This window comes from Rhizobacter sp. P1_G5, from assembly GCF_056405435.1.
Genome location: NZ_JBFUCB010000062.1, coordinates 1 through 16,628, shown reverse-complemented (window position 1 = coordinate 16,628; position 16,628 = coordinate 1). Strand labels below are relative to the sequence as shown.

Annotated in this window: 12 protein-coding genes; 7 read left to right on the top strand and 5 right to left on the bottom strand. The window is 66.8% G+C overall.

Going from position 1 to position 16,628, the window contains the following annotated elements:
- Window positions 1-655, bottom strand: a 655-nt coding sequence (locus AC1D12_RS07065) for a calcium-binding protein (RefSeq protein WP_477839587.1), incomplete at its 3' end; no start/stop codon positions are given.
- Window positions 656-860: 205 nt separating this feature from the next.
- Between AC1D12_RS07065 and AC1D12_RS07060 the strand changes: the two genes are divergently transcribed.
- From AC1D12_RS07060 to AC1D12_RS07030, 7 genes are read left to right on the top strand one after another with little or no spacing between them, the layout of a single operon-like run.
- A complete protein-coding gene (locus AC1D12_RS07060; RefSeq protein ID WP_465114448.1) occupies window positions 861-2,204 on the top strand; it encodes a TolC family protein in 1,344 nt (447 codons plus the stop codon).
- A 41-nt stretch (window positions 2,205-2,245) separates the two neighbouring features.
- Window positions 2,246-3,085 carry a WxcM-like domain-containing protein gene (locus tag AC1D12_RS07055; RefSeq protein WP_477839585.1) on the top strand — a complete coding sequence of 280 codons (840 nt, stop codon included), beginning with the start codon at window positions 2,246-2,248 and terminating at the stop codon, window positions 3,083-3,085.
- Entirely contained in the window at window positions 3,082-3,654 is a 573-nt protein-coding gene (locus AC1D12_RS07050; RefSeq protein WP_477839583.1) for a GNAT family N-acetyltransferase, read from the top strand. The genes AC1D12_RS07055 and AC1D12_RS07050 overlap by 4 nt, the downstream gene beginning before the upstream one ends.
- A 1-nt stretch (window position 3,655) precedes the next feature.
- Window positions 3,656-4,762, top strand: a complete 1,107-nt coding sequence (locus tag AC1D12_RS07045) for a DegT/DnrJ/EryC1/StrS family aminotransferase (RefSeq protein WP_477839580.1) — start codon at window positions 3,656-3,658, stop codon at window positions 4,760-4,762.
- Between the two features lie 3 nt (window positions 4,763-4,765).
- Window positions 4,766-5,722, top strand: a complete 957-nt coding sequence (locus AC1D12_RS07040; protein ID WP_477839579.1) for a glycosyltransferase family A protein — start codon at window positions 4,766-4,768, stop codon at window positions 5,720-5,722.
- A gap of 22 nt (window positions 5,723-5,744) precedes the next feature.
- A complete protein-coding gene (locus AC1D12_RS07035; RefSeq protein WP_477839577.1) occupies window positions 5,745-6,404 on the top strand; it encodes an acyltransferase in 660 nt (219 codons plus the stop codon).
- A gap of 23 nt (window positions 6,405-6,427) precedes the next feature.
- Entirely contained in the window at window positions 6,428-7,381 is a 954-nt protein-coding gene (locus AC1D12_RS07030; RefSeq protein WP_156151721.1) for a class I SAM-dependent methyltransferase, read from the top strand.
- A gap of 16 nt (window positions 7,382-7,397) precedes the next feature.
- Here AC1D12_RS07030 and AC1D12_RS07025 read toward each other — a convergent pair whose 3' ends face one another.
- The 4 genes from AC1D12_RS07025 to AC1D12_RS07010 form a co-directional block, all read right to left on the bottom strand.
- Window positions 7,398-9,479, bottom strand: a complete 2,082-nt coding sequence (locus AC1D12_RS07025; RefSeq protein WP_477839575.1) for an ankyrin repeat domain-containing protein — start codon at window positions 9,477-9,479, stop codon at window positions 7,398-7,400.
- Between the two features lie 295 nt (window positions 9,480-9,774).
- The gene (locus tag AC1D12_RS07020; protein ID WP_477827651.1) at window positions 9,775-11,316 is read right to left on the bottom strand and encodes a methyl-accepting chemotaxis protein; all 1,542 of its coding nucleotides are present in this window, start codon (window positions 11,314-11,316) and stop codon (window positions 9,775-9,777) included.
- 63 nt (window positions 11,317-11,379) lie between these two features.
- The gene (locus AC1D12_RS07015) at window positions 11,380-14,175 is read right to left on the bottom strand and encodes an SPM autocatalytic domain-containing protein (RefSeq protein WP_477839573.1); all 2,796 of its coding nucleotides are present in this window, start codon (window positions 14,173-14,175) and stop codon (window positions 11,380-11,382) included.
- Window positions 14,176-14,255: 80 nt separating this feature from the next.
- A partial coding sequence (locus AC1D12_RS07010) for an SPM autocatalytic domain-containing protein (protein WP_490363540.1) occupies window positions 14,256-16,628 on the bottom strand: 2,373 nt, incomplete at its 5' end.

Below are 16,628 nucleotides of genomic sequence, written 5' to 3'. Positions count from 1 at the left end.
GCTTCAGATCGGTGAACACCAGCGTGTCGGTCTTGCCGGAAGTGGTGTCGTAGGTGGAAGCGATGGTGTCCTGGCCGTCGCCGTTGGCGAAGTTGTAAAAGTCGCCGCCGAGGCCGCCGGTGATGGTGTCGTTGCCTTTGCCACCAGTGATGGTGTCGTTGCCGGCGCCGCCGGTGATCGTTTCACTGCGGAGGGTGCCGACCAGCGTGTCGTTCCCGGTGGTGCCCTTGTAGACCGCCGCGAGGATGTCGTCGATGCCCAGGGTCTTGTCGGTGAACTTGACCGACTGCAGCGGGTTGTAGCTGTTGAGCGGGTTGTCGTCGCGGAAGAAGTCGTTGACGGTGATGGAGTCGGTGGAGCCGGTGACGGAGGCGATCAGCGAGGTGCCRGAGCGGGAGAACTGGACCTTGCTCGACGCCAGGTTGGTGAACACCAGCGTGTCGGTCTTGCCGGCGGCGGCGTCTTCGGTGGAGGCGATGATGTCCTGGCCGTCGCCCGTGGCGAAGTTGTAGGTGTCGCTGCCAAGGCCGCCGTCGAGGACGTCGTTGCCGGTGCCGCCGGTGAGGGTGTCGTTGCCATCGAGGCCGAGAAGGGTATCGGCACCGGTGGTGCCTGCGAGAGAGTCCGCGGCCAAGGTGCCTGTCTTGGTTGCCATGCGAGGGTGCTCCGGTTGCCGATATGAAGAAGTCGGCAAGGGTAGGCAAGCCGGCAAGGCCCCGTCTATGGTGCAAAGCGCCCTCCGGGAGCAGGAACTGGCCTCGAAACCGGGTCATTTTCCGGCCATCGCACCGGGCGTCCACGGGGTGTACTGGCAGGGTGCCGCAAGCCATGTGGCCCCCCGTTCCCAGGAGCCTGTCCCCATGACTGTCCACCCGTCCTTCACCTTGCGCCTCGCCGGCGTGCTGGTGGCCACCGCCGTCGCGCTGCCTGCGGTCGCCCGCTGCATCGATGACGAAGGCATGGAGCCCGGGGTCAGCTACGGCGCCAGGCCGCTGGCGGGCGATGCCGGTGGCCCGCGCGCCACGCTGCAGGCGATGGTGCAGGAGGCGCTGCGGCGCAGCCAATCCATCGGCGCCGCCAGGCTGCTGGCCGAAGCCGCCGCCGCCGATGTCGACGAAACCCGCATGTCACGCCGTCCGCAGGCCGGTCTGAGCGGCACGCTCGGCCGGGTCGGCAGTTCCGGCCCGAATACCGAAAGTGTCAGCGGCAACCAGGCCCGTGTCGGCCTGAGCGTCACCGCACCGCTGTTCGACGGCGGCCGCATCACCCAGCTCACCGACTGGCGCAGCCACCTGGCCGAGGCCGCCCGCCTGGGCCAGATCAGCGCCGAGGAACAGGTCGCGCTGACGACGGTGTCGCTGGCCATGGACCGCAGCCGCTACCGCATGCAGGCCCAGGTCTACCAGCAGTACTCGCGCAAGATGAGCTGCCTGGTCGAGGCGCTGGAAACCATCGTGCGCGCCGACAAGGGCCGCACCAGCGAGCTGGTGCAGGCGCAGAAGAACCAGCAGCAGGCCGACCTGCAGCAGGTGCAGACGCTGTCGATGGTGCGCCAGATCGAGGTCAAGCTTCGCCGCTTCGTCGGCGACGGCCTGCCGGGCACCGAGGGCTTGTCGTCGGTGCTGCTCGACGTGCCGCCGCTGCCCGAGTTGCAGGCGCAGGCCGAGCGCGCCGCCGAGATCGCCCAGCTCGACCAGCAGGCCGCCGCCGCCGACAGCTATGCCAACGCCGTGGTGGCCGGGCAGAAGCCGCAGGTCAACTGGACCGTGGGCGGCAGCAAGGCCAAGGGCGCCGGCGACGGCACCAACTGGTCGGCCGGCGTCAGCTTCAACATCCCGCTCTACAACGCGAGCAACGACTACTCGACCCTCGCCGCCCGCAAGCGCGCCGAGGCCGCCCGCCTGCAACGCGCCGACGCGCTGGAAGCCCGCAAGTTCCGCATGGCCGAGGTGCATGAGCAGGCCACGTCGGCCTTCGACCGCGCGCAGCGCGTCATCAGCGTGCTGCGCGACAGCGACCGGGTGCGCAACTTCACGCTGCAGCAATGGCAGCAGCTCGGCCGGCGCTCGCTGTTCGACGTGATGGCCGCCGAGGGCGACCACTACGGCCTGCGCGTCGCCTACGTGAATGCGCTGTACGACGGCGAGCAGGCGAATGCGCTGCTGCGCTCGCTGGGCCTGGGCATCGGCGCCTGGCTGCAATGAACCTCCTCTGATCCCGGTCCACACGGAAAGACACCGACACCATGGGAACCAACGACACCAGCCTGCTGGCGCCGCTCGCGCTGCACCCGCAGGCCTTCATCGACCCCGAGGCCCACGTGCACGGCGATTGCGTCGTCAAGAGCGGCGCCCACATCTGCCGCGGCGTGACGATCGACGCCGGCTGCCACATCGGCGCCAACGTCGTGTTCGTCGAGGCCGAAGGCCATGAGCCGATCGGCACCACGGTGCGCCGCCAGGCCTGGATCGGCGCCAACTCCACCATCTATGGCGGCCTGACGATCGCCGCCAAGGCGGTCGTGCGCCCCGGCTCGGTCGTCACGCGCTCGGTGCCGCCCGGCGCCATCGTCGAAGGCAACCCGGCCGCCATCGTCGGCTATGTCGACACCGACAAGGGCCCGGCCAGCGCGGTGCACGTGCCGAGCGCGGCCAACGGATTCAAGATCGAGACCACGCCGGTGCACGGCGTCACGGTGCACCACTTCCCGGTGATCCGCGACCTGCGCGGCGACCTGACGGTGGGCGAGTTCGACCGCCACGTGCCGTTCAAGCCGCTGCGCTACTTCATGGTGTTCGGCGTGCCCAGCCGCGAGATCCGCGGCGAGCATGCGCACCACCGCTGCCACCAGTTCCTGATCTGCCTGAAGGGCAGCTGCGCGGTGGTGGCCGACGACGGCACGCGACGCGTCGAGGTGGTGCTCGATTCGCCGCAGCGCGGGCTGTACCTGCCGCCGATGACCTGGGGCATCCAGTACAAGTACTCGCCGGACGCGATGCTGATGGTGTTCGCCTCCGACTACTACGACGCCGCGGACTACATCCGCGACTACGGCGTCTTCACCGACCTGGTTGCCGCGAAATGACCGCGCCGCGGCTGGGCAAGGCCAGGCGCGTGCAGGGCAAGACGCTGGTCTTCCGGGACGCGGCGGTCGACGACGCCGAGTTCATCCTCGGGCTGCGCACCGACGAAGTGAAGTCGCGCCACCTGTCGCGCACCTCGGGCGCGCTGGCCGACCAGCAGGCCTGGCTGGCCGCCTATGCGCAGCGTGACGGCGAGGCCTACTTCGTGATCGAGACCCTGGCCGGCGACAAGCTCGGCACGGTGCGGCTCTACGACGCCCGAGTGATCGACGGTCAGAGCAGCTTCTGCTGGGGCAGCTGGATCCTGTCGGACGCCGCCCCGTCGTCGGCCGCGATCGAGTCGGCGCTGATGGTGTACGCGTATGCCCTCGATACCCTGGGCTTTACGAATGCGCACTTTCAGGTCAACCTCGCGAATGAGCGCGTCTGCGCCTTCCACGAGCGTTTCGGCGCCCAGCGGGTCTCGCAGGACGATGTCGAGATCGAGTACACGCTGGTGAACGCGGCGATCCGTGAGGCCATGAAGCGCTATGCCCGTTTCCTGCCCGACCCTCTCAAGGTGAGCATCTGACATGGTTCCCTTCCTCGACCTGAAGTCCGTGCAGCTGCAGCAGCGCGCCGAACTGGTGGCCGCCTTCGAGCGCGTGCTCGATTCGGGCTGGTACATCATGGGCGACGAGCTGAAGCGCTTCGAGCAGGAGTACGCGGCCTACTGCGGCGCGGCGCACTGCGTGGGCGTCGCGAACGGGCTGGAGGCGCTGAGCTTGGCGCTGCGCGCGCTGGAGGTCGGTGCGGGCGACGAGGTGATCGTGCCGTCGAACACCTACATCGCGACCTGGCTGGCCGTGACGCACGTCGGYGCGACGCCGGTGCCGGTGGAGCCCGACGACCGCACGCACAACATCGACCCGGCGCGCATCGAGGCCGCCATCACGCCGCGCACCAAGGCCATCATGCCGGTGCACCTGTATGGCCAGCCGGCCGACCTGTCGCCGATCCTCGAGATCGCACGCCGGCGCGGCCTGAAGGTCGTCGAGGACGGCGCACAGGCGCATGCCGCGCGCTACAAGGGCGAGCGCCTGGGCGCGCACGGCGATGCGGTGGCCTGGAGCTTCTACCCGGGCAAGAACCTCGGCGCGCTCGGCGACGGCGGCGCCGTCACGACGCACGACGAAGGCGTGGCCGCGCGCCTGCGCGAGCTGCGCAACTACGGCTCGAAGGTCAAGTACCACAACGAGGTGATCGGCTGGAACTCGCGGCTCGACGAGCTGCAGGCCGCGCTGCTGCGCGTGAAGCTGCCGAAGCTGGAGGCCGACAACCGGCACCGTGCGGCGATCGCGCAGCGCTACCTGCAGGCGTTCGCCGGCTTCGAGCTGGTGCTGCCGCAGGTGCCGAGCTGGGCCGAACCGGCCTGGCATTTGTTCGTCGTGCGGCACCGCCAGCGCGACGCCCTCGCGAAGCGCCTGGCCGATGCCGGCATCGGCACCGTCATCCACTACCCGGTTGCGCCGCATCTGCAGCCGGCCTATGCCTCGCTCGGCCTGAAGGCAGGCGCGTTGCCGATCTCGGAGGCGATGCATGCGCAGGTGCTGAGCCTGCCGATCGGCCCGACGCAGACGGGCGAGCAGACCGAAGAGGTGATCGGCGCGGTGCGGAATGCACTCGAGGCGCTGGGCTGATCCATGAACATCACCACCGTCATCCCGGCCTACAAGACGCGCTACATCCACGACCTGCTGCACTCGCTGCGCTACCAGACGCGGCCGTCGCAGCAGGTGATCATTTCCGACGACAGCCCGCACGGCGAGTTTCGCGAGGTCTTCCATTCCGAGACCTTCTCGCAGCTGCGCGCGGGGCTGGACATCGAATTCCACGAGGGGCCGCGCAACGGTGCCTACGAGAACCTGAAGCACCTGGTGCGGCTGTGGAACGGCCGCTCCGAGTTGCTGCACATCATGCTCGACGACGACGTGATGTACCCCGAGTTCTACGAGCGCCACCTGGTGGCGCACAGCTCGGCCGATTTCTCGTGCTCGGTGAGCCGCCGCTGGGTGGCCAACGAGGCCGGGCAGCCGATGACCGGCCAGCCGGTGCCGGCGGCGATCGCGCACAACGCGAGCCGCATGATCGCGCTGAATGACGACGTGATGTTCATGAGCACGGTGGCCGAGTGCAAGAACTACTTCGGCGAGTTCTCGAACGCGATCTTCCGCGCCGACTGTGCCGACCTGCTGCTGAAGCCTGCGCTCGGCGACGTGTCGTACGCCGGGCTGTGGGACCTGGGCGCGTTCGTCGCGGCCAGCATCCGCCGCCCGCTGTGCCACATCCAGGATCACCTGGGCTACTYCCGCATCAGCGCGGGACAGAACTCGTCGAACGTGAACAGCCCGTTCATGAAGGGTGCGCACCTGGGCTTCGTCGCGCTGGCGGTCGGCGGGCACCGCACCGGCCGCCTGAGCGGCGAGCTGCTGCAGCAGTGCTGCCGCATCATCCAGCCGGCGCTGAACCTGCGCTACGGCAGCCAGCCCGACATGCAGCCGTTCTGCACGCTGCTGCCCGAGCTGGCAGCGGGCGCGGCCGGTGCCGAGGAGCGCTTCATCGCCGCCTGGAACGACTTCCTCGCGACGCACGGCTTCTGAGCAGGCCTGCGAGCACGCCGCGATGATGCTGAAGCTCGACCGCTWCAAGGCCTGGATCTCGAAGAGCAACCCGTTCGAGCTCGAGAGCTGGGTGCGCGCGCTGCTGGTGCACTACTTCTTCCATGTGTCCGACAAGGCGATCGTCGAGGTGCTGCAGGCGCCGGAGCAGCCGTCGGCTGCGCGCACGGTCAACCTGATGACGCCGACGGTGTTCAAGGGCACCGGCCGCATCCGCCTCGCGCCGACGGTGGTGTTCGGCGTGCCGCGTTCGCCGGGCAGCTACGGCTGCAGCTACATCGAGGCGCGCACGCCGCAATCGCTGATCGAGATCGGCGACGGCACGGTGATCAACAACCGCGCGGTGATCGTGTCCGAAGGGGCGGCGATCCGCATCGGCCAGCGCTGCCTGATCGGCTCGGAGTTCCAGGTGCTCGATTCGAACGCGCACCAGCTCGCGCTCGGCCAGCGGCACCTGCCGGACCAGCAGCCGCGGCCGGTGGTGATCGAGGACGAGGTCTTCATCGGCAGCCGCGTGACGCTGCTGAAAGGCTGCCGCATCGGGCGCGGCAGCGTGATCGCGGCCGGCACGGTGGTGCCGCCGAAGTTCGATGCACCGCCGCTGTCGGTGATTGCCGGCAACCCGGCGGTGATCGTCGGGCAGGTGGAATCGACAAACCCGTGAACAACAAACCAGGAGACGAGAACATGCACGACGAACTCATCGCATCGGTGGCCAACGACTGGTGGTACTACAACGTCGAGCTCGCGCCGGGGCTGATCACGAAGGGCACGCACATGCCGCGCGTGCCGATGATGCCGCGCATGCTGCTGCGCAACGCGAACCTGCAGGGCATGGATTGCCTGGACATCGGCAGCATGGAGGGCCTGATCCCGACGCTGATGACGCGCCAGGGTGCGAAGCGCGTGCTGGCGACGGATGCGCTGCCGCACTGCGAGAAGAAGATGAACGCGATCAAGACGATCTACGGCGCGAACTTCGACTTCCGGCAGATCGGCCTGCTGTACGACCTGAGCGTGAAGCTGAAGGACGAGGGCGGCTTCGACTTCATCAACCTGTCGGGCGTGCTGTACCACGTGTTCTCGCCGATGCACGTGCTGGCGGGGATCCGGCCGCTGCTGAAGAAGAACGGGCTGATGATCGTGTCGACCAACGTGATGCGCCGCGAGGGCCACACGCTGGAATACAACCACCGCGGCAACCTGCAGCGCGAGACCAACACCTTCTGGTACCACTCGGTGCCGATGCTGGAATCGCTGATCCGCTTCTTCAAGATGGTGCCGATCGACTGCTACTACTGCCCGCACTCCGACGTGAACCCGGCGAATTTCGCGCCGGGGGTCGACAGCGGCTACATGTCGGTGATGTGCCGGGCGGTGGACGACGGCGACATCCAGGACGGCGACGCCTGGGCGGCCGGGGCGCGGATGGCGTCATGGGAGTTCCTGTCGCTGTGCAACGGCGAGATGATGAACGGGCAGCCCCGTTCAAGCATCTCGTACCGTGGCGACCAGGATGCGGGCGGCAAGGCCCCGAAGGGCATCGACCTGTTCCAGACCATTGCCGACGAGCGGCATGTGGTGCGGGCGGTGGATGATTCGAGGAATGCGCATACGTTGCGGTTGGCGGATATGTATTGATGCTGATGCAGCCACTTCAGTTTCTTTGGGGCTGCAAACCGAGCCCCGCCGCAGCTTTCGTGATCGCAGGGGTGAGGAAGATGTCGTTGCGTTCGAACAGCATCTTCGCTATGTCAACAGCATTCTTGGATATCGCGATCTCCAGTGGCCTCCTGCCCGACAGTTGTTCTCGATTCGGATCTATGTCGGCGCGGGACAGGAGTTGACGTACCGCGTGGGTTTCCCTTTGAGTTATCGCCAAGGCGAAGATGCTGCCACCCTCATGGGGCATATTGACATCAACGCTGTTGTCAAGTGCAGAAAGCGCGAACTCCCAGTTCTTCAGCCGGGCGGCAACCAGTACTATATTTTCGTCTGCTTCAAGGATGCCTGTTGTACCGATGATTGCCTCGAAGAGATCGAGGCCGTCAATGTTATTTCTTGAGATCATTCGGAACATCAAGAGCCGGAGTTCATCGCGAACAGATGGGCTCAAATTCTCTGGGGACAGCCTTGTGCAGCGCTTGATTTTCCACCCGAGCCCGGCGAGCGACGCCATCACCTTGAAAGACTCCGTAGTTTTGAGAAAGTCGTGCGCTTCGAGGCGACAGGTTTGAGGGCAATGCGTCTCGAAGGAGAATAAATCGGCTCCCGGAAAACTCTCGATCTTGTTTTCATCAATTTTTTCAAGAAGTTCCTCGGCGAGGTGCAGGTACCAAACAGCCTTTCGAGTTATTCCGGAGTTGATGCAATGGTTGAGCAAGCATGCGAGAGCGGTTAGCTGTTCAGTTGCGCCTTCAATTCCAAGGCGAATCAGGCCAATGGCGTGATATGCCATACTATCTGCAGGGAACTCGTATGCGTCCAGACACCTGATCAAAGGATCTGCGTTGCCCGACAATAGGTGATGGAGCGCAGTTGAAAAATCTTCCTTGTGCCCGATTTTTCCATCGACATGCTTTGAAAATTTTCGACAGAAATAGCTGTTGAGATCAAATTTATCGGTGGTAAGGCGTTCTGAACCATCGGTGAATATGGGCGGAGCCAGTTGACTGGAGAAAAGGGGTAAATCCGTTGGCGCATCATAGTATCTGTATGGCTCATTGTCTTGGCGATCCGGAAGGTTGGCTGCCTCGCCATCTGAAAACCTTTCCGACTCGCTCATTTGATCAATCCTGTTCACCAGACTCAGCGCGCTGAACGTGTCGCGGCATTCTTTTTTATAGACAAAGAATGCTGAGAATTCACTGTGATGACCTGTGGATTCACTCCAACCCGAGAAGTTGTCGACGAATTTCCCCCATTCCTCTGGAAGTCCTGCAAGAACCTGCGGAATAGGGGTCTCCTTCCAGGCGTCTGCGATCACGATATCTTCGACGCATCCGCGTTGCATAGCTTCGAGTGGAGCGAGAATATTGAAGACGTGCGAGTCATCGTACGCGATATGACCGTGCAGAATGATGACGTCGGCCGGGATCTTTCCTTCCTCAAGCAAAGCGGCCAACTTCAGAAAAACAAGACGATTCAGCTCCCCGCAATTTCCAAAGCCAAATTTTGCATTTATCGGACAGACCTGGTTGAGGATGGTCAAATCTCGTTTGTTCGTATACGACTCAAAGATTGCCCTCACTTCTCGGGTGCTTGCGGCCAGAATCCGTTCGCCCAACTGATGGTCGGGCATTGATCTTCTGCCGCGCAAGTTTGCGATTCCGCGATAGAGCACCTTTTCTGCCCAATCGTTTGCCACAATGACCGCCTTGAGTATGGAAAGTGTTGCAGGTGCGACTCTTGTTTCTGTGGGTGCAACGCAGGGGGGGCGATGGCTTGCCCGGGCGAAGTGGGAAGAGGCAGCCGTCAGTGACAATGATCGTAAAGGTGGCTTGTCGGTCTGATGGAGCGTGACAGGTGTTGCGTGTCTGAAGCCTCTACGGCGGTCGGTCGTACGCACTTGCATGCCGTGTCCCTGCGACAGCGCCAGGGCTCGCCATTCGTTCCAGAGATCAGCAGGAAGTTTGTCGAGAATCGATGTGGGCAGCGCGCGCAGGTCCAGTACTCCGTCATGAAGCGCAGATTCAAGAACACTCCGACACAGCGTGTTGACGGCAAGGCCGTCGACCAAGGATTTGATTCTTTCCTCGTGCCTCTGCCGGAATGAGTGTCGCGATCCCTCTACTTGCGCTGCCGAGCGGCATTGATGAATGCGGTCGGCAATATCGGTTTCCAGCGGATTTGCATTCGAATTGGTGGGCTCTCGAGTCGAATGAAGTGGGGACAGTCCAGCAGTTTGAGTGYAGGGAGTCAGCATGGCGCGTCTCGTAAACATCGGTGCACATAGGTGACGCATCCGCTGCGAGCGTTCCAATGACACGTGTGTCAGGAACGCCAGTCACACTCAACTCGACCGCGTGGACGTTTCAACTCTGCGCTACCCCCGGCAACCGAAACACCGCCACCGCCTCCACCAGCCTTTGCGCCTGCAGCTTGAGGCTCTCCGCCGCCGCCGCGCTTTCCTCCACCAGCGCGGCGTTCTGCTGCGTTGCCTGATCCATCTGCGCGATCGCGGTGCCGACCTGCGAGACGCCGGTGCTTTGCTCGCTGGTCGCCACGCTGATCTCGCTGACCAGGTCCGTCACGCGGCGGATGGCCGCCACCACCTCGTCCATCGTCGAGCCGGCCTGGTCGGCCAGCGTGCTGCCCTGGGCCACGCGCTCGACGCTGGTGCCGATCAGCGCGGTGATCTCCTTCGCGGCTGCCGCGCTGCGCTGCGCGAGCGCACGCACCTCGCCGGCCACGACCGCGAAGCCGCGGCCCTGCTCGCCGGCGCGTGCCGCCTCCACTGCGGCATTCAAGGCCAGGATGTTGGTCTGGAACGCGATGCCATCGATCACGCCGACGATCTCGGCGATCTGGTTCGAGCTGTCGTGGATGCCTTTCATCGTCTGCACGACGTTGGTCACCACCTCGCCGCCGCGCTGCGCCACGCCGCTCGCACCCGACGCCAGCTGGCTGGCCTGCGCCGCGTTGTCGGCGTTCTGCCGCACCGCCGCGCCCAGCTCGTCCATCGACGACGCGGTCTGCTGCAGCGCCGCGGCCTGCCGCTCGGTGCGCAGGCTCAGGTCGTTGTTGCCTTGCGCGATCTCGGTGCTGGCGGTCGCAACGCCCTCGGCATTTGCGCGCACGCCGCGCACCAGCCGGGTCAGCTGTTGCTGCATCTCGGCCAGGGCCGTCAGCAGCATCGCGGTCTCGTCGCGGCCGCGCGGACGCACGGCCACCGTCAGGTCGCCGCCGGCCACCGCCTGGGCCACCTCCACCGCCTGGTTCAGCGGGCGCACGATCATCCGGCTCACGCCGATGCCGACGATCACGCCCAGCAGCGTCACGCCGAACATCACCGCCAGGCTCAGCCGGATCGCCCGCCGGCCGTCGGCCGCCGCGCGCGCTGCGATGTCGGCGCTCTCCGCAGCAATGCGCTGCGCCGCGTCGCCGAGCAGCTTCACCGGTTCGCGGTCCATGCCCTTGACACCGTTGTCGCCGGCCGCCGGGTCGAAGCCCGCCGCGGTGAAGGCGGCGTAACCCTGCCGGTAGCCTTCGCCCATGCGGGCATGCGCCTGCAGGAAGCGCTCGACCAGCGTGCGGGTCTCGCCGTCCGGCAAGGTGTCGCGCAGCCGCGCCGCGCCATCGGCCACCGACTTCTCTTCCTTCTGGAACGCGCCCCAGTAGCGCTCGAGTTGCTGCGGATCCTTGCCGCGCAGCAGCGTGTTCTTCCACTCCTGCACTTGGGTCTTGAACGAGTTCTCCAAGGCCGCCGCCGCGCGCTCGTGCGCCACGTAGGTCTGCATGACGGTGTCGTAGGCGGCGAGGGAGCGGTCGAGCTGGCGGATGCCGAACAGCGCCGCGAGCAGCAGCAGGGCGAGCGTGAATCCGAAGGCCAGGGGGAGTTTCAGATTCAGCTTCATGGCGCGGGCTCCGTGCTGCTGGGGCCTGCCAAGCATAGACCCGCGGACTGCCCCGCAGGGGATTTAAATCAGCGGCCCGTGGCGCTGCGCGTCCTCGACCAGCAGCCGCTGCTGCTCCGCGCTGAGAGCCGCCGCGGCGACCGTGGTTGACGGCGGTGCAGCGTCATGCGCCAGCAACTCGCCGGCCGGCGCCGCCAGCAGCTCGCTGAGCTGCACCGCCGGCGCCGTGTTCTTCTCTTTCGCGAACCACACATCCGCCATCTGGTGCTGCGAGCCATCGCTCATCGTCACGCTCGACACCAGGCCCAGCAGGTTCCCGTGGTCGACCGCCGTCCCGGCGAGTGCATGCAGGTCCAGCGACACCACGCCCACGTCGGCCAGCGATTTCAGCTCGCCCGCATCGGTCTTGCCGTCGTGGTTCGCATCCACCCACACGCGCAGGTCCTTGAAGTTCGCGTCCGCGGCGCTGACCACGCCATCGTGGTTGCCGTCCAGCTGCGCCAGCGCGACGTAGCCGTTGGCCGCACGCGTGCCGTCGGCCAGCCGCGTGCCGATGCCGAACAGCTCGCTGCCGTCGTTGATCGCGCCGTCGTGGTTGCGGTCCAGCGCCAGCAGCGCCGAGCCCTCGGCGATCCAGCCGCTGCGCGCCGCACTGCCCGTCGCGGCGATGTCGAAGTTCACGCCCTGGCTCGCCGACGTCGTGTGGATGCCGGTGCCCGCCAGGTCCAGCACGATCGGCGTCACCGACAGCAGCGCCGAGATCTGGGCGCCCGACATCACGCCGATGTCCTCCGGCGTGAAGGCCGCCACCTGCTGCAATGACATCGCGGCGATGTCGGCCGTCTCCATCGCCACCATCTGCGCCGTCGTCAGCGCGGCGATGTGGTCGGTGCTCAAGCCCGCGATCTGCTCGGTGCCGAGCGCAACGATCTGCGCCGTCGACAGCGCGACGAACTGGCCGGTGTTCAAGGCCGCGATCTGGTCGCTGCCCAGCGCATGGAAAGCCGACGTGCCCAGCGCCCGAAGATCGCCCGGCTGCATCGCCGCCACCTGCGACGYATCCAGCCCCGCCGCCTGCGCGCTGGTCAGCGCGGCGAACTGCCCCGCGCTCATCGCCACGATCTCGTCGGTCGTCAGCGCGGCCACCGCAGCGGCACTCAGCGCCCGCACCGCACCGGTGCTCAGCGCCGCCAGGTCGGCCGTCTCCAGCGCCGCCACCTGGGTGGCCGTCAGCGCGGCCGCCTGGGCGGTCGACAGCGCGGCGAACTGCGTGGTCGTCAGCGCATTCAGGTAGTCGGTGTGCAGCGCACCGATCTGCGGTCCGGTCAGCGACCCGATCTGCGCCGTCGTCAGCGCCGCGAACTGGTCGGAGCCGAGCGCCTCCACCTGCGCCGGCGTCAGTGCGCGGAACGCGGCCGAGCTGAGCGCGCGCAGGTCGTTGGTCTCCAGCGCCAGCATCTGCTCGGGCGTCAACGCCGCCGCCTGCGTGGCAGTCAGCGCAGCGGCCTGGGCCGTCGTCAGCGCGGCGATCTCGGCGGTCGTCAGCGTGGCGACCGAGCTGGCCGCCAGCCCCTTGATCGCGGCGGTGCTGATCGCCGCCCAATCCGCCGTCTCGAGCGCTGCCACCTGCGTGGCCGACAAGGCCGCCACCTGGGCCGACGAAAGCGCCGCGAACTGCGCCGTGCTCAGCGCCGTCAGGTCGTCGGTGTTGAACGAGCCCACTTGCGCCGGCGTCAGCGATGCGATCTGCGCGCTGGTCAGCCCCGCGAGCTGCATCGAGGTCAGCGCGTCGATCTGCGACGCGCTCAGGGCACGGAACGCGGCCGAGCTCAGCGCGCGCAGGTCGGCCGTCTCGATCGCCGCGACCTGGTCGGTCGACAGCGCTGCGATCTGCGCGGAATTCAACACCGAGGCCTGTGCGGTGGTCAGCGCGGCGATCTCATCGGTCGTCACCGCGGCCAGCGCCGTCGGGTCGATGCTGCGGATCGCCGCTGTCGTCAGCGCCGCCCAGTCGGCCGTCGGCAATGCGGCCAGCTGCGCGCCGCTCAACGCCGCGGCCTGCGCCGAGTTGAGGGCGGCGAACTGCTGCGTCGACATCTGCTGCAGGTCGTCGGTGCCGAGGATCGCCACCTGCGCCACCGTCAGCGTGGCGACCTGCGCGGTGGTCAGCGCGCCGATCTGCGTCGGCAGCAGCCCGTCGAACTGCGCGGTCGTCAGCGCACCCAGCTGGGCGGTGCTCAGTTGCGTCACTTGCGTGGTGGTCAGTGCGTCGAGCTGCGCGGCCGACATTCCGCGCAACGCCGCCGTGGTCAGCGCCCGCAGGTCGGCACTCTCCAGGTGCGAGATCTGCTGCGTGGTCAACGCCGCGGCCTGCGCGCTGTTCAGCGCGGCGAACTCGGCCGTCGTCATCGCGTTCAGCGAGGTGGTCGACAGCGCGGCGATCTGCGCCGGCGTCAGCGCCGCCACCTGCACGGTGGTCAGCAGGCTGATCTCCTGCGTCGTCAGCGCCGCGAGTTGCGCGCTGCTCCAGCCGCGGATCGCGGCGGTGGTCAGCGCGCGCAGGTCGGCCGTCTCCAGGTTGGCCGCCTGCGTGGTCGTGATCGCACCCGCCTGCGTCGCCGACAGCATCGCGAACTGCGCGGTCGTCAGCGCGTTCAGCTCGGCCGTCGTCATGCCGGCGATCTGCGCCGTCGTCAGCGCCTGCACCTGGGCATCGGTCAGCGCGCCGGTGCTGGACGTCGGGGTGGCCGGCGTCGTCGGCGCGGTCGAGCCGCCGCTGCCGCCGTCGGACGAGAACAGGTCCCGCCAGGCCGAGGGCAGCAGCTTGCTCACCAACCACTTGACGAAGCCGAATTTCATGCGTTCAGGGGTGCGGGTGACTCGCGTGACTGCGCGGCACGCACTTCAGGGAGTGCGTGCCGCGCCATCGGTTGCCGTGATCAGATCAGCGGGCCGATGTTCTTCAGGTGCTCGTCGTCGGCCAGCAGCTTGTGGTCGACGTGCACCGCGGCATGCGCCGTGGTCTGCGTCGCCGCCACCGTCGGGGCGCTGCTGCCGCCCAGCACGTCGGCCGTCGGCGCCGCCAGCACATCGGCCAGCTGCACCGGCAGTTCCTTGGCTGCCGTGGCATCGGTCGCCGCGGCCTTGCCGAACCACACGTCCGCCATGTCGTGCTTGGCGCCGTCGGCCGTCGTGTAGCTCGACACCAGGCCCAGCAGGTTGCCGTTCTGCACCGTCGTGCCGCTCGCGGCATGCAGGTCCAGCGAGACGATCCCGAAATCGGCCAGGCCCTTCAGCTCGCCCGCCTCGGAGATGCCGTCCTGGTTGGCATCGACCCACACCTTCAGCTTGTCGAAGTTCGCGTCCGTGGCGCTCAGCTTGCCGTCGTGGTTCGTGTCCTCGATCTTCATGGCCTCGTAACCGTTGCCGGCGCGGGTGCCGTCGGCCTTCACGGTCGCGACGCCGAACAGCTCGGTGCCGTCGTTGATCTTGCCGTCGCCGTTGCGATCCATCACCAGGATGCCGTCCGTCGAAGAGGCCCAGCCCACCTTGTTGGCATGGCCGGTGGCGTTCAGGTCGAAGTTGACGCCGTGCGCCGCCGACACCGTCGAGACGCCGTCACCGTTCAGGTCCAGCACGATCGGCGAGGCCGCCATGAAGGCATCCAGCTGCGGTGACGACATCACCGCGATGTCCTGCCCTTCGAAGGCCGCGATCTGCGTCATCGACATCGCCGCGATGTCCTGGGTCTCCAGCGCCATCGTCTGCGTGGTCGTCAGCGCGATGACCTGGTCGGTCGTCAGCGAATGCACCTGGGCGGTGGTGAACGCGGCGATCTGCGTCGCGCTCAGCGCCTGGAAGGTGTCGGTCGTGATGGCCTGGACCTGGTCGGTCGTCAGCGACTGGATCGCGGCCGTGCTCAGTGCACGCAGGTCCGCGGTTTCCAGGTTGCCGATCTGCGTGACCGTCAGCGACTGGATCTGCGCCGTGTTCATCACCAGGAACTGCGAGGCGGTGAACGCGTTCAGGTCGTCGGTGGCCAAGTGCGAGATCTGCGAGGTCGTCAGGTTGCTGACCTGGCCGCCCAGCGAGGAGAGCTGCGTCGTGGTCAGTTCGCCCAGCTGCGCATCCGTCAGGGCGCGCAGCGAGGTCGAGGTCAGCGCACGCAGGTCCTGCGTCTCGATCACCGAGATCTGGTCGGTCGTGATGCCGAGCACCTGGGTCGCCGACAGCGACGCATAGTGCGCCGTGGTCAGCGCCTGCAGGTCGTCGGTGGCCATCGTGCCGATCTGCGACGCCGTCAGCGAAGCCGACTGCGCCGTGGTCAGCGCCGCGAACTGCGTGCCGGTCAGCGCGTTCAGGTCGTCACTCGACAGGCTGGAGATCTGCGTCGTGGTCAGCGAAGCGACCTGCGCCGTGGTCAGCGCACCGAACTGGTCGGAACCCATCGCATCCAGCTGGGCGGTGCTCAGCGAACGCAGCGCCGCGGTGCTCAGCGCACGCAGGTCGTCGGTCTGCAGGCCGGCCATCTGGTCGGAGGTGAGCGTCTGCACCTGGGCCGACGAGAAGACCGCGAACTGGCTGGTCGTCAGCGCGTTCAGGTCGTCCGTGGTCAGCGTGCCGACCTGGCTGGCCGTCAGCGCCGCCACCTGGCCGGTGGTCAGTGCCGCCATCTGGTCGGAGGTCAGCGCCGCCAGCTGGTCGGAGTCCAGCGCGCGGATCGCGTTGGTGCTCAGCGCGCGCAGGTCGGCCGATTCCAGGTTCGGCATTTGGTCGGTCGTCAGCGCATGCGCCTGGGCCGTGGTCAGTGCCGCATAGTGCGCGGTGGTCAGCGCACGCAGGTCGTCGGATTGCAGGCCGGCGATCTGGCTGGCCGTCAGCGACGTCACCTGGGCCGTCGACAGCGCCGCGCACTGCGCGGTGCCGAAGGCGTTCAGGTCGTCGGTGACCAGGTTGCTCAGTTGCGCGGTCGTCATCGCCGCCACCTGGGCCACCGTCAGCTGGCCCATCTGGTCGGAGCTCAGCGCATCGATCTGCGCCGTGCTCATGTTGGCGATGGCCGAGGTGCTGATGGCACGCAGGTCCGACGATTCCAGGTGCGGGATCTGGTCGGAGGTCAGCGAAGCCACTTGCGTCGTCGACAGGATCGCGAACTGGGCGGTGCTCAGCGCGTTCAGCGAGTCGGAGCTCAGCGAAGACAGCTGGGTGGTCGTCAGTGCGCCCACTTGCGCGGTCGTCAGCGATGCCACCTGGTCCGAGGTGAGGGCTGCGAACTGGTCGCTGTTCAGGCCACGGATGCCGGCGGTGCTGAT